This is a genomic window from Stenotrophomonas sp. ISL-67 (assembly GCF_018612915.1).
Classification (GTDB): Bacteria; Pseudomonadota; Gammaproteobacteria; order Xanthomonadales; family Xanthomonadaceae; genus Stenotrophomonas.
Genome location: NZ_JAGGRL010000006.1, coordinates 47259 through 60337 on the forward strand (window position 1 = coordinate 47259; position 13079 = coordinate 60337).

Here is a 13079-nt window from a genome sequence, read left to right on the forward strand (position 1 = left end):
CATCACGGCGCCCGCCCGGGGGCAGGCGCCGTGCGTTACCTGCTTACTTGCGGGCGCGCTTGGCCGGGGCCTTGCGGGCCACGGTCTTGGCGGCGCGCTTGGCCGGTGCTGCCTTGCGGGCGACCGACTTGCGGGCAACGGCGGTCTTCTTGGCGACAGCCTTCTTGGTGGTGGCCGACTTGCGGGCCACGGTCTTCTTGGCGACAGCGACCTTCTTGCCGACCGTCTTGCGGGCGGTGGCGGTCTTCTTGGTAACGGCCTTCTTGGTGGCAGCGGACTTACGGGCTACGGTCTTCTTGGCTACAGCGACCTTCTTGCCAACCGTCTTGCGGGCGGTGGCGGTCTTCTTGCCCACGGCTTTCTTGGTGGCCGCCGACTTCTTGGCCACAGCCTTCTTGGCGGTGGCGACCTTCTTGCCGACAACCTTCTTGGCGGCGGCGGTCTTCTTGCCAACGACCTTCTTGGCGGTGGCAACCTTCTTGCCCACGACCTTCTTGGCGGCGGCAGTCTTCCTGGTCACGGCCTTCTTGGCGGTGGCGACCTTCTTGCCGGCAACCTTCTTGGCGGCCTTGGTGGTCTTGGTCACGGCCTTTCTGGCGGCAGCCTTCTTCTTGGCGACCTGCTTCTTCAGCGCGGCGGCCTCGGCCTTGGCATTGGTCTTGGCTGCTTCCAGCTTCTTCCTGGCGCTGGCCAGGGTCTTGCCAACCGACTTGGCGGCCTTGTCGGCCTTCTTGGCGACGGTCTTCTCGGCCTTCTTGACGGCCTTCTTGACCTTGGCAACCTGGGTGGTGGCAGTCTTGCGCGCGCGCTTGGCGGTCTTCTTCACCGAGGCGACCACTTCTTCAGCGGTGTGGGCGATGGTCTCGCCGACGTTGCCGGCGGTCTCTTTCACGTTTTCAACACCCTGCGACAGGGTCGCGGTCACGCCATTTCCGTTGCTCATGTTTTGCCTCCTGAGGGGCCAGTCAGTGATTTCGCTGGCGATGCTATACCGGCGCGGACGATCGTGGAACGGTCTTGTCGCAGCCCGTGAGCCGCCTTTGTGCTTGCCAGGCCAGCGCCATGATTCCGGCGCGGGTGGGCGTCACGCGTAAAACCACTTGAAAACAGCTTCCCATGCGCAATCAGAACTTGCCGTAGTAACCCTCCTTGAGCGCATCGAACAAGTTCGCGGCCGTGTGCAGTTCGCCGTCATACTCGATCTGTTCGTTGCCCTTGACCTCCACAACTGCGCCGTCCTGGAGTTCGAAACGGTAAGTGGTGTTCTCCAGATCGGCCTCCTTGACCAGCACGCCCTGGAACGCAGCGGGGTTGAAACGGAACGTGGTGCAGCCCTTCAACCCCTGCGCGTGGGCGTAGCGGTAGATGTCCTTGAACTGCTCGTAGGGGTAGTCGGTGGGTACGTTGGCGGTCTTGGAGATGGAGCTGTCCACCCACTTCTGTGCGGCGGCCTGGACGTCGACATGGGCCTTGGGCGATATGTCGTCGGCGGCGATGAAGTAGTCCGGCAGGCGGGCGCCGTCTTCGTCGGCGAACGGCATGGCCCGTGGGTTGACGAGGTGCCGGTAGGCCAGCAGCTCGTAGGAGAACACGTCCACCTTCTCCTTGCTCTTGCGCCCTTCGCGGATCACGTTGCGGCTGTAGTGGTGGGCGAAGGACGGCTCGATGCCGTTGGAGGCGTTGTTGGCCAGCGACAGGCTGATGGTGCCGGTGGGGGCAATGGAGCTGTGGTGGGTGAAGCGCGCGCCGATCCCGGCCAGCTCCTCCACCAGTTCCGGGGCCACGCTGGCGATGCGCTGCATGTAGCGGCTGTAACGGGCGTGCAGCACCTTGCCTTCGATCGGCTGGCCGACGCGCCAGCCATCGCCGGCCATCTCCGGGCGCTGGCGCAGCATGGCGGCGGTGACCTCGAAGGTTTCCTGCATGATCGGCGCCGGTCCCTTTTCGCGGGCCAGGCCGAGCGCGGTTTCCCAGCCGGCCACGGCCATCTCGCGGGCGATGTCTTCGGTGAAGGCGCAGGCGTCGGGTTCGCCGTACGTCATGCGCAACATGGCCAGGGTCGAACCCAACCCCAGGAAGCCCATGCCGTGCCGGCGCTTGCGCAGGATTTCCTGGCGCTGCTGCTCCAGCGGCAGGCCGTTGACCTCCACCACGTTGTCGAGCATGCGGGTGAACACCCGCACCACCTCTTTGTATTCGTCCCAGTCGAACCGGGCCTGCGCGGTGAACGGGTCGCGCACGAAGCGGGTGAGGTTGACCGAACCGAGCAGGCACGCGCCATACGGGGGCAAGGGCTGTTCGCCGCAGTTGTGGGCATGCAGGCCGTTGCCGTCGAAGCCGTTGATGCCGGGTACCTGGACGTCGTAGACGTCTTCCACCCCGTCCGGATCCACGCTTTCCACGGTGGCGACGAAGCGGCTGCGGTTTAGCGCGCGGCGGTAGGCGGCCAGCGTCCGGGTCAGGCGCGCGGCCTTGTCGGTGTCGGCGAACCCGATCAGCGCGTCGTAGCGGGCCACGCCTTCGCCGCTGATTACCAAGTCGAACTGGGCCAGCGTGGGGTAGGCACGCTGGCCACCGCGACCATCAGGCAGAATCGAGTGCCCGGCTTCGCGGCGCGCGTAGAGGGTGCTGGGGATGCCCAGCCGGAGCAGCATGCGCTGCACGGCCTCCAGCCGCGGGCGATCAGACTGCGCCAACCGGACGGATACGCCCTTGCCTTGGCTGCCCTGCACACTGCCGTCGGCGTCGAACAGGCCGCGCAGGAAGCCACGGCAGGCATCGCTGGAAAGTTTTTCCAGAGCAGGGGTGATCGGTTTGTGGCCCGGGAACATGCCCAGCTGCTGGGCAAGATCGCGCAGCGCGGCTGACGTCAGGCGCCACTCGTTTCGCCCCTTCACTTCCGACCAGCCATCAAAGTCGGAGCGGTGCGACAGGGTTCGCGTGCAGCGGATTACTTCATCCATCAGCGCGCGGGTCCCTGCGGTAGGCACTCCCGGGTCGCCATTGGCAACCGCCGCCTGACACCACACCGAGAGCACGGCCCCATCTTGTTTAAGAGTCCCGTCGCCAACCAGAAACCCCAGCAGATAGCCCTGCTCATGCGCCAGCGCACCCGGCCAGTGCGGCGCCGCACGATGGTCCTGCAGCAACACCTCATCCCCCGCCTGCAGCTGGCCCGCCTCGCACCATTCGCTCTGCACCTCCCAGCGGGTGCGGTCGGTGACCCGGCGAACCCGATGATCGGCGGTCAGCCTCAGCCGATGGCCTTCGCGGGTCTGCAGGGCGAGTACCGGCTTGCGCGCAGTGAGGAAAAACCCAGCCTCGGTAGTGGCATGGTCCTGGCCATCCACGCGCGCCTGGAACCCCCGTCCAATCAGCTCGGCCACCTGGCGCGGCCCGTCGGCGGTGTGCACCCAGGTATCGGCGGTGACGCAGGGATTGGTGGCGCGGATGTCCTCGCACCACCAGTTGTTGTTCATTTCGTTGACCCGGTCGATCAGGATGAAACCCGGCTCGGCGTAGTCATAGGTGGACACCATGATCATGTCCCACAGGTGCCGCGCGCGGATCTGGCCGTAGATGCGGCAGGCAACCCGATCGTCCTCGCGGACCAGATAGTCGCGGTGGGTCGGCCAATCGCGCCACTGCACGGCGGCCGGGTCGTCCAGGTCGAACTCGCCGGCCTCGTGGTGGCTCAACGGGAACACCAGCGGCCACTCGGCATCGTCGTCCACGGCCTGCATGAAGCCGTCGGTGATCAGCAGCGACAGGTTGAACTGGCGCAGCCGGCCATCTTCGCGCTTGGCCCGGATGAAATCGCGCACATCCGGGTGGGAGACATCGAAGGTGCCCATCTGCGCGCCCCGGCGGCCACCGGCCGAGGAGATGGTGAAACACATCTTGTCGAAGATATCCATGAAGGACATCGGGCCGGAGGTGTGCGCGCCGGCCCCGGCCACGAACGCGCCGCGCGGGCGCAGCGTGCTGAACTCATAGCCGATGCCGCAGCCGGCCTTGAGGGTGAGGCCGGCTTCGTGGACCTTCTGCAGGATGCCGTCCATCGAATCTTCGAGGGTGCCCGAGACGGTGCAGTTGATGGTGCTGGTGGCCGGCTTGTGCGCCTGCGCACCGGCATTGGAAATGATGCGGCCGGCAGGAATGGCGCCACGGCGCAGCGCCCAGGTGAAGCGCTCGCGCCAGTGCTGGCGATTTTCCTCGGTCAGTTCGGCATCGGCCAATGCATGCGCTACGCGCAGGTAGGTGGCGTCGATATCGGCATCCAGCGCCTGGCCCTGCTTGGTCTTGAGCCGGTACTTCTTGTCCCAGATGTCCTGCGAGGCCGGCTGCAGCGGTACCTCGCCGGTGGCCAGCGCCAGGGGAATCACGTCCGTCTGCACCGTGCGCATGCGTGGCAGGCTCCATCGGGTGGCCATCGGTGTGCCGCCAGGCTGACCCAATGCCTTGGGGCACTCTGGGTCGGCACCGCAAGATCTAGTGGCCAACCTGCTTTGCAGCTTACGCCGGCACCGGGGCGTGTCAACGGCGCGGATGGTCGCAGGGGCTGCGTCGTCCGGGCGCGATTTCATCGTCGGTTTAGCCGTCAGCAGACAGACTCATTCAGCTTGATTTACCGTATACGTGCTTTCCCCATCCCGCTGCCCGCCACGCGCCCCCCGGATTCCCATGCGACCGCTCCCGACCCTGCTCACGCTCGCGCTTGCCGCCGCCTTCGGAGGCTTTGTCGCTTCCGCCATCAACGTCCACCTGGACAATCGCGCTGAAGCGGCGCCGGCCACCCTGGCGATTCCGGCCACGGCCGCGCTGCCCGCGTCGGTGGCCGGGCAGCCGGTGCCATCGCTGGCGCCGATGCTGGACCGGGTGATGCCGGCGGTGGTCAGCGTCAACACCAAGCAGGTGGTGCGGGTACGCAACCCGTACTTCAACGACCCGTTCTTCCGCCGCCTGTTCCCGGAAGTGCCGCAGGAACGCATCAATGAATCGCTCGGCTCGGGGGTGATCATCGATGCGGCCGAAGGCCTGGTACTGACCAACCACCACGTGATCGAGAACGCCGATGATGTGCAGGTGACGCTGTCGGATGGGCGCACGGTCAAGGCCGAGTTCCTGGGTTCGGACCGCGATACCGACGTGGCGCTGATCCGCATTCCGGCCGACAAGCTCACCGCGCTGCCGCTGGGCGACAGCGCGCAGCTGCGCGTGGGCGACTTCGTGGTGGCCATCGGCAACCCGTTCGGCTTCAGCCAGACGGTCACCTCGGGCATCGTCTCGGCGGTGGGCCGCACCGGCATCCGCGGGCTGGGCTACCAGAACTTCATCCAGACCGATGCCTCCATCAACCCGGGCAACTCCGGCGGCGCGCTGGTCAACCTGCAGGGCCAGCTGGTGGGCATCAATACCGCCAGCTTCAACCCGCAGGGCAGCATGGCCGGCAACATCGGGCTGGGCCTGGCCATTCCGTCCAACCTGGCGCGCGATGTGGTGGACCAGCTGATCAAGCACGGCGTGGTGGTGCGTGGCACGCTGGGCATCGAAGCGCAGAACCTGACCCAGGCGCTGGCGCAGAACCTGGGCCTGAGCGAAGCGCGCGGCGCGCTGGTCACCCGGGTGCTGGCCGGTTCGGGCGCCGCCGCGGCCGGGCTGAAGCCGGGCGACGTGGTGGTATCGGCCAACGGCCAGCGGGTGGATGGCGCGGTAGCGCTGCACAACGTGGAGGGCCTGCAGCCGGTGGGCAGTGCGCTGACGCTGGAAGTACGTCGCGACGGCAAGCCGCTGCAGCTCAAGGCCACGCTGAAGGAACAGGCACGCGCGGTAGCCGGTGAATCCCTGGACCCGCGATTGAGCGGTGCCACCTTCGTCGACCTGCCCGAGACCTTGCGCCAGGCCGGCAGCAGCGGGGTCATGGTCAGCGAGGTCAAGCGCGGCAGCCGCGCGGCGAATTCGGGTCTGGCCGCCGGCGATCTGGTCATCCAGGCCAACGTGGGTGAATTCGCCGACCTGGCCAGCTGGCGCGCCAATTTCCAGCAGCGCCCGCAGCAGCTGGTGCTGCGCGTGGTGCGCGGCAATGCGCGCGGCGAGCTGGAAATGCGATGAATCCTTCAGGGGGTCGTAACGTGCCTTACACCCCCCCGATGCTATTACCTTGAGTTCACTTCGACCGGCATTGTCCGCGGTCACCTTCCCCATCGCCTGGAACGGAGATACACGATGAGCCCCACCAATACCGAGAACCTGAAGGAACACCTGGGTGAAGCCAGTTCGCATCTGAAGTCCGCAGCCACCGCTGCCGGCGGTGCGATCAAGGGCGCCACCGGCGCGGCCAGCGACGAGCTGCGCATCGGCAAGGCCAACGTCAAGGCCGAGCTTTCCGATACCGCGCTGTCCGGCCTGGCGGCCGCCGAATTCGGTGGTGCGGCTGCGAAGGAACAGGTCGATGCGCTGATGGACAAGGGCAAGGACCTGGTCGACAGCGCCGCCGAACTGATCCGCGAGCGCCCGCTGGCGTCGTTCGGCGTGGCCTTCGCCGCTGGCTGGATCATCGCCAAGCTTGCCCGCAGCGGCGACAAGTAAGTCGGCGTGAGCGATCAAGCACAGTCCACGCCCGACAGTGGAGCGGCAACGCCTCCACCCGATGGCGATGCGGGGCAGCGCGCGCCGGGCCTGGATGAAAGCATCCGCGAGGTCGGCCAGGCCGGCCGCGCAACGGTGGATTCGGCCAGGCACACGCTGCGTTCGCTGCGCCGTCTGGCCTCGTTTGAATTCGCGCTGGCACGCAGTGCGTTTGGCCGGGCATTGGCCTGGAGCGGGGTGGCCATCGTGTTCGGCGCCTCGGCCTGGCTGCTGCTGGCCGGTACGCTGATCGCGCTGATGCAGCGCTGGGGCCTGTCCTGGTTCCATTCGCTGTTGATCACCTCGCTCATCAGCCTGGCGGTCACCGGCTATGCGATCTGGCGGGTGTCGTTCTTCTTCCACCACACCGGCATGCATGCCACCCGCCGCCAGTTGTCGCGGCTGGGGTTGTTCGATGAACCCAGCGACGAAGATCCCGATGCGCATGTCGGGGCGCCGGAGCGTACGCCATGAAGTTCGAAGCCCTGCGCCACCGCGTCAAGCGGGCTGAACAGGTGGTCGCTATCCGGGTCGACGAAACCCAGTGCAGCTGGTTCACCCTCAGCCAGGCCTGGCGCGAGGGCTGGACCCCGCTGCGCATCATCAGCGTGGGCCTGGCCGGTGGCTTCCTGGCCGGCAAGCTGGAACCGGGCAGTACCCGTTTCCACGGGGCCCGCTGGCTGCAGATGATCGGTTCGGTCTCCAGCCTGCTGGCCAGCACCCAGGCGGCGTTCGCTTCGATGCAGGCCACCGAGGCGGCTGATACGGCCGACCAGGCTGCAGACAAAGTGGATGAAGCGGTGGATCCGACCACCCCGGTTACCCGGGTGCGAGCGGCGACGCCGGACGCTGCGCCGACAACCATGCCGCGTGCCAGCGTCACCGCCACGCAGGAGGCGGCCCAGCCGCAGCCGCAGCCGGCCGAAGCGGCCACCGACGTTTCCGAGCGTTGAGCGGTAGAGCCGGCCAACGGCCGGCGCTACCGATTGCACACGCCGCACGCACCCGGGTTGCCCAATAATGCGTCTCCCTTCCAGCGTGCGACCTGCATGAGCGTTCTTGTGCCCTCCCCTGACGATGCCGAGGCCGTTCCCCTTCCGGCACCGCCCCCGCCGCGTCCACGCGCGCCCATGTCGCTGGTGGTGCTGGCCACGCTGGCGGTGGGGTTCACCCTGTGGGCCGCGCAGGAAATCATCCTTCCGGTGCTGCTGGCGATGTTCTTCGCGCTGGTCGGCAACCCGATCCTGCGCCTGTTGGGCCGGTTGTGGATTCCGCGTTTCCTGGCCGCGGGGCTGGTGATCGGGATAGGGCTGAGCGGCGCGGTTGCGCTGGGGGTGCAGCTGGTGGGGCCGGCGATGGAATGGGCGCAGGAAGCCCCGCAGCAGCTGCGCAAAGTGGCCCGCCAGGTGCAGAACCTGACCAAGCCGGTGCAGCAGGCCAACCTGGCGGCGGAGAACTTCGCGCGCGTGGCTGGCGGCGAAGGCAGCCGCCGGGTGCAGGTGGTGCGTACCCAGTTGGACGATCCGTACAAGGTGCTTACCCGGGCGCCACGGCTGGCCGCTTCGGTGCTGGCCGTGGTGCTGCTGACGCTGTTCTTCATGATCTATGGGCAGAACCTGCAGCGGCATGCCATCGCGCTGTTACCCAGCCGGCAGCAGCAGCGCTTCACCACTGACATCCTGCGGTCGATCGAGCGCGAGGTCTCGCGCTATGTGTTGACCATTACGGTGATCAACACGCTGGTGGGGCTGATCTTCTCCGGCGTGCTGTTGCTGCTGGGCATCAGCCTGCAGGAAGCGCTGCTGTGGGGCACGGTGGCGGCGCTGCTCAACTTCGCGCCGTACGTGGGCCCGCTGATCGGGGTGACGCTGATGCTGCTGATGGGCTTCGTGGAGTTCAGCGACCCGTTCAAGGCCGTGTTGCCGGCGGCCTGCTATCTGGCCCTGCACACCATTGAAGGCCAGGTGGTGACCCCGATCGTGCTGGGCCGGCGCATGGCGATTTCGCCGCTGATCCTGATCCTGGCGCTGATGGTGTTCGGCTGGCTGTGGGGCATGGTGGGTCTGTTGCTGTCGGTGCCGCTGCTGGTGTGCATCAAGCTGGTGCTGGCGCGGCTTGACGGCACCCAGGGGTGGGCGAAGGTGTTGGAATAAGGGCAAAGCCCGGCCCCGAAAACGCCGGCGTGCGCGGTGCGTCTTGGTAGGGTCGCATTCCAATCGACCGCCGATAGCGATCGGTGGCCCTTTAGCGGCATGGCCCTGGGCGAAGCCGCCGTTCCGGCAAATCCCCCGGGGCCGGCAGGAGTAGAATGGGCGGGTGAATTTTCCCGTCCTAGCCATCACCCTCGACCTCGACGACACCCTGTGGCCGTTCGCCCCCATCGGCGCCCGCATCGACCAGGTGCTGTACGAGTGGATGCTCCAGCACAGCCCTGCCACCGCCGCGAAGTACCCGGTGGCGGCGATGCGCGAACTGCGCGAGCGCTCGTTCCGCGACAACCCGCATCTGCACTACGACCTGAGCGCCCTGCGCCGGTTGACCCTGCAGGAGGCGCTGGAAACCAGCGGGGCCGACCTGGCCCTGCTGGAACCGGCCTACGAGGCGTTCTACGCCGCGCGCAACCAGGTGGAGTGCTACCCCGACGCGATCGAGGCACTGACCCGCATTGCCGCCCGGGTACCGGTGGCCGCGCTCAGCAACGGCAACGCGGACCTGGCCCGGATCGGGCTGGACCACCACTTCGCCTTCCAGCTGGGCTCGCGCGAGCACGGCGCGGCCAAGCCGGCCGCCAGCATCTTCCATGCCGCCTGCGAACGCCTGGGCGTGGCCCCGGCGCAGGTGCTGCACGTGGGCGACCACATCGAGATGGACGTGGTCGGCGCAATGCAGGCCGGCCTGCGCGGCTGCTGGATCAACCGCGTCGAACACACCTGGCACCACCCTTCACTGCAGCCCGACCTGCAGTTCGACACCCTGACCGGGCTGGCCGACTGGCTCGATGCGAACGCATCGCTGCAGCGCGCCTGACCACGAACGGAGCACGACCCCGCATGACCCAGATCACCGGCTTCACCACCGACTCGGCCAACGCCCTGCCGCTGCATGTCATGGAACGCGAGCAGTTCGCGGCATGGCGCGCGCAGCAGGGCCCGGCACTGGTTGCCTGGCTGGATGCGCAGCACTTCAACGGCAGTGGTGGCAGCGTGGTGCTGCTGCCGGGCGAACACGGCCTGGCCGGCGCCATCGTCGGGGTGGGCGATCCCGGTGATGCCTATGCGTACGCGCACGCGCCGTTCGCGTTGCCCGAAGGCACCGTATGGCAGCTGGCCGATACGCTGCCAACCAACATCGAAACCCTGCTGCACCTGGGCTGGGGCCTGGGCAGCTACCGCTTCGCGCGCTACCGCACCCCCAACCGCGCCCCGGCGCAGCTGCTGGCCACCCCGGCCGCCGAAGTGCGCGATGTGATCACCGCCAGCCTGCGCGTGCGCGACTGGGTCAACACGCCCACCGAAGACATGGGCCCGCAGCAGCTGGAAGACGCCGCACGCGAACTGGCCGCCGCCCATGGTGGCCAGTGCGAGGTGATCACCGGCGATGCGCTGCTGGAGCAGAATTTCCCGGCCATCCACGCGGTGGGCCGCGCGTCGCACCGCGCGCCGCGCCTGATCGCACTGCGCTGGGGCCAGGCCGGCCGGCCGCACGTGGCACTGGTGGGCAAGGGCGTGTGCTTCGATACCGGCGGGCTGGACATCAAGCCGGCCGACGGCATGCGCAACATGAAGAAAGACATGGGCGGCGCCGCGCACGCGTTGGCGCTGGCCGGGCTGATCATGGCGCAGGAGCTGCCGGTTCAGCTGACCCTGCTGATCGCCGCGGTGGAAAACGCGATTGGACCGGAAGCGTTCCGTCCGGGCGAGGTCATTGCAACCCGCAAGGGCCTGAGCATCGAAATCGACAACACCGACGCCGAAGGCCGGCTGGTGCTGTGCGATGCGCTGACCTACGCCAGCGAACAGAAGCCGGAGATCGTGCTGGACTTCGCCACGCTCACCGGCGCGGCGCGTATTGCGCTCGGCCCGGACCTGCCGGCACTGTTCAGCAACAACGACACCCTGGCCCAGCAGTGGCTGCAGGCCGGCGACAGCACCCGCGACCCGGTCTGGCGCATGCCGCTGTGGCGCCCCTACCTGCGTTACCTGCACAGCGGCATTGCCGACCTGGCCAACGCCGGTTCGCGCATGGCCGGTTCGGTGACGGCTGCGCTGTACCTGGAGCGGTTCATTGCCGAAGGCCAGGTCTGGGCGCACCTCGACGTATACGCCTGGAACGACGGCGAACGCCCGGGCCGCCCGGCCGGTGGCGAGGCGCTGGCGCTGCGCTCGGCGTGGACGATGTTGAAGGGTCGGTACCTGTAAGAGCGGCTTCGGTTTGGGTTAAGCGTTGGGTGGATGGTCGCGAACGGTTCGCGGGTCGGCTTCGGATGCTTGTGCCGCGCTTCGCGCGGATGCCGACTAACAGTCGGCGCTACGAATTGTTACGTGCCCATCGGGATCGGGATACATCGGGTCGAATGTTGTCGAAAATGTGAATACCGGCGTGGCGGGGGTTCTGCGACCATGGTTGCACCCACCCCTCATGTTCGAGAAGGCAGGTTCGGCCCATGTCGCTCTTTCGATACACCCGCGCCGGCCGCGAGCCGGATGCCCCGCGCCCGCCCCATTCGCCGCTGCTGTGGATCGCGCTGATTGCGCTGATTGCCGGCGTGCTGATCCTGGCCTTTGCCTGGCTGGCCGGCTGGCTGGGCCGCGACCGGGCCACGGTGCAGACCTTCACCGACACCATTGAAGCCACCGGCGCCAATCACCCCGGGTTCCGCCGCGCACACACCAAGGGCGTATGCGTGAGCGGCACCTTCCAGGGCACGCCGGACGCCGCCGCGCTGAGTTCGGCGCGGGTGTTCCGCCAGCAACAGGTGCCGGTGCTGGGCCGGCTGTCGATCGGCGGCGGCGACCCGCATGGCGCCGACGCCAGTGCGCGGGTACGCAGCATGGCACTGCAACTGGTGAGCGACGACGGCCAGGAATGGCGCACGGCGATGAACAGCTTCCCGTTCTTCGCCGTGCCCACCACCGAGGCCTTCCTGGAACAGACCCGCGCCGGTATTCCCGACCCGGCCACCGGCAAGCCGGACCCCGCCAAGCAGGCTGCCATCGCCGCGAAATACCCTTCCGCGCGCGCCTTCGGTGCATGGGCAAAAACCGCACCGTGGTCGACCAGCTGGGCCAATACCGACTACAACGGCGTGAACAGCTTCTACTTCAGCGCGGCCGATGGCACACGCCAGGCCGTGCGCTGGAGCATGCGCCCACAGGCTGCGTTCGAGGCAATGAGTGCCGAGCAGCGCGCGCAGGCCGGGCTGGACTACCTGGCCGATGAATTCGCGCAGCGGTTGGCGCAGGGACCGGTGCGCTGGGACATGTGGGTGACCCTTGCCGGTGAGGGCGATGACATCAACGATCCCTCCGTTCCCTGGCCGCAGGACCGCCGCCAGGTGAAAGCGGGCACGCTCAGCCTGACCGCGATGCAGCCGCAGGCCGGTGGCGCCTGCAACAACCTCAATTTCGACCCACTGATCCTGCCGAGCGGCATTGCCAGCAGCGATGACCCGATCCTGGCCGCGCGTTCGGCGGTGTATTCCGAGTCGTTCAACCGCCGCGAGCGCGAACTGGCCAGCGGCAAGGTCACCGACGCGGCCGGCAAGGAGAAGGCGCGATGAACCGCGATACCGGCCACTTCAACCTTACCGCGCGGGTGCTGCACTGGCTGATGGCGGTGCTGATCCTGACCATGCTGTTCGTGGGCGTGACCATGGTGGCATCGCTGCACTGGCGGCCGATGCTGGTGGACCTGCACCGGCCGCTGGGCATCGCGATCCTGCTGCTGGCACTGGTGCGCCTGTTCAACCGCCTGCGCCACCGGCCACCGCCGTTGCCGACAGACCTGCCTGCCTGGCAGGCGTTCGCCGCGCATGCCTCGCACTGGCTGCTGTACGGGTTGATGCTGGCGATGCCGCTGGTGGGCTGGGCAATGCTGTCGGCCGGCGGCTACCCGATCCAGATGTGGAAGGGCGTGCTGCTGCCGCCGATATTGCCGCACGACGTAGCGCTGTATGCGGCGCTGCGCAGTGCGCACAGCCTGCTGGCGTACGTATTGTTCGCCACGGTGGTACTGCACCTGAGCGCGGCGTTGTTCCACCTGTGGGTGCGCCGGGACGGGGTGTTCCAGGCGATGGCGAAGGGGCGGGACGCCCCAGGTGGATCCGAACGATCGTAGCGACACGCCACGCGTGTCTGCTCTTCGTTCCGGCGTGGGGATGCTTCCGGCGCCACGAGGGACACGCGTGGCGTGTCGCTACAGTCAGCCTTTCGGCCTGAGGCGCGATGGCGTCG

The 13079-nt window shown here is 67.5% G+C and carries 11 protein-coding genes; 9 read left to right on the forward strand and 2 right to left on the reverse strand.

Features of this window, described 5'->3' with window-relative positions; genetic code table 11:
- Positions 1–43: 43 nt before the first annotated feature.
- Positions 44–943 carry a histone gene (locus J7J08_RS07820; protein ID WP_214903604.1) on the reverse strand — a complete coding sequence of 300 codons (900 nt, stop codon included), beginning with the start codon at positions 941–943 and terminating at the stop codon, positions 44–46.
- Positions 944–1124: 181 nt separating this feature from the next.
- Positions 1125–4406, reverse strand: a complete 3282-nt coding sequence (locus J7J08_RS07825; protein WP_214904111.1) for an LAGLIDADG family homing endonuclease — start codon at positions 4404–4406, stop codon at positions 1125–1127.
- Between the two features lie 277 nt (positions 4407–4683).
- On the opposite strand from J7J08_RS07825, the gene J7J08_RS07830 reads away from it, so the two are divergent.
- From J7J08_RS07830 to J7J08_RS07870, 9 genes are all read left to right on the forward strand, one after another.
- Positions 4684–6111 carry a Do family serine endopeptidase gene (locus tag J7J08_RS07830; protein ID WP_214903607.1) on the forward strand — a complete coding sequence of 476 codons (1428 nt, stop codon included), beginning with the start codon at positions 4684–4686 and terminating at the stop codon, positions 6109–6111.
- A gap of 114 nt (positions 6112–6225) precedes the next feature.
- Positions 6226–6588, forward strand: coding sequence for a hypothetical protein (locus J7J08_RS07835; protein WP_214903610.1), 363 nt, complete (start codon positions 6226–6228; stop codon positions 6586–6588).
- A gap of 6 nt (positions 6589–6594) precedes the next feature.
- Complete coding sequence (locus J7J08_RS07840; RefSeq protein WP_214903613.1) at positions 6595–7101, forward strand: phage holin family protein; 507 nt, start codon at positions 6595–6597, stop codon at positions 7099–7101.
- On the forward strand, positions 7098–7580 hold the full coding sequence (locus J7J08_RS07845; RefSeq protein ID WP_214903616.1) for a protein sip-5: 483 nt from the start codon (positions 7098–7100) through the stop codon (positions 7578–7580). Before J7J08_RS07840 ends, J7J08_RS07845 begins: the two co-directional genes overlap by 4 nt.
- A gap of 96 nt (positions 7581–7676) precedes the next feature.
- On the forward strand, positions 7677–8780 hold the full coding sequence (locus J7J08_RS07850) for an AI-2E family transporter (RefSeq protein ID WP_214903618.1): 1104 nt from the start codon (positions 7677–7679) through the stop codon (positions 8778–8780).
- A 163-nt stretch (positions 8781–8943) separates the two neighbouring features.
- Complete coding sequence (locus J7J08_RS07855; protein WP_214903621.1) at positions 8944–9654, forward strand: HAD family hydrolase; 711 nt, start codon at positions 8944–8946, stop codon at positions 9652–9654.
- Positions 9655–9677: 23 nt separating this feature from the next.
- A complete protein-coding gene (locus tag J7J08_RS07860) occupies positions 9678–11045 on the forward strand; it encodes a M17 family metallopeptidase (RefSeq protein ID WP_214903624.1) in 1368 nt (455 codons plus the stop codon).
- A gap of 245 nt (positions 11046–11290) precedes the next feature.
- Complete coding sequence (locus J7J08_RS07865; protein WP_214903626.1) at positions 11291–12406, forward strand: catalase family peroxidase; 1116 nt, start codon at positions 11291–11293, stop codon at positions 12404–12406.
- Positions 12403–12963, forward strand: a complete 561-nt coding sequence (locus J7J08_RS07870) for a cytochrome b (RefSeq protein ID WP_214903627.1) — start codon at positions 12403–12405, stop codon at positions 12961–12963. The genes J7J08_RS07865 and J7J08_RS07870 overlap by 4 nt, the downstream gene beginning before the upstream one ends.
- The last annotated feature ends 116 nt before the right edge of the window (positions 12964–13079 follow it).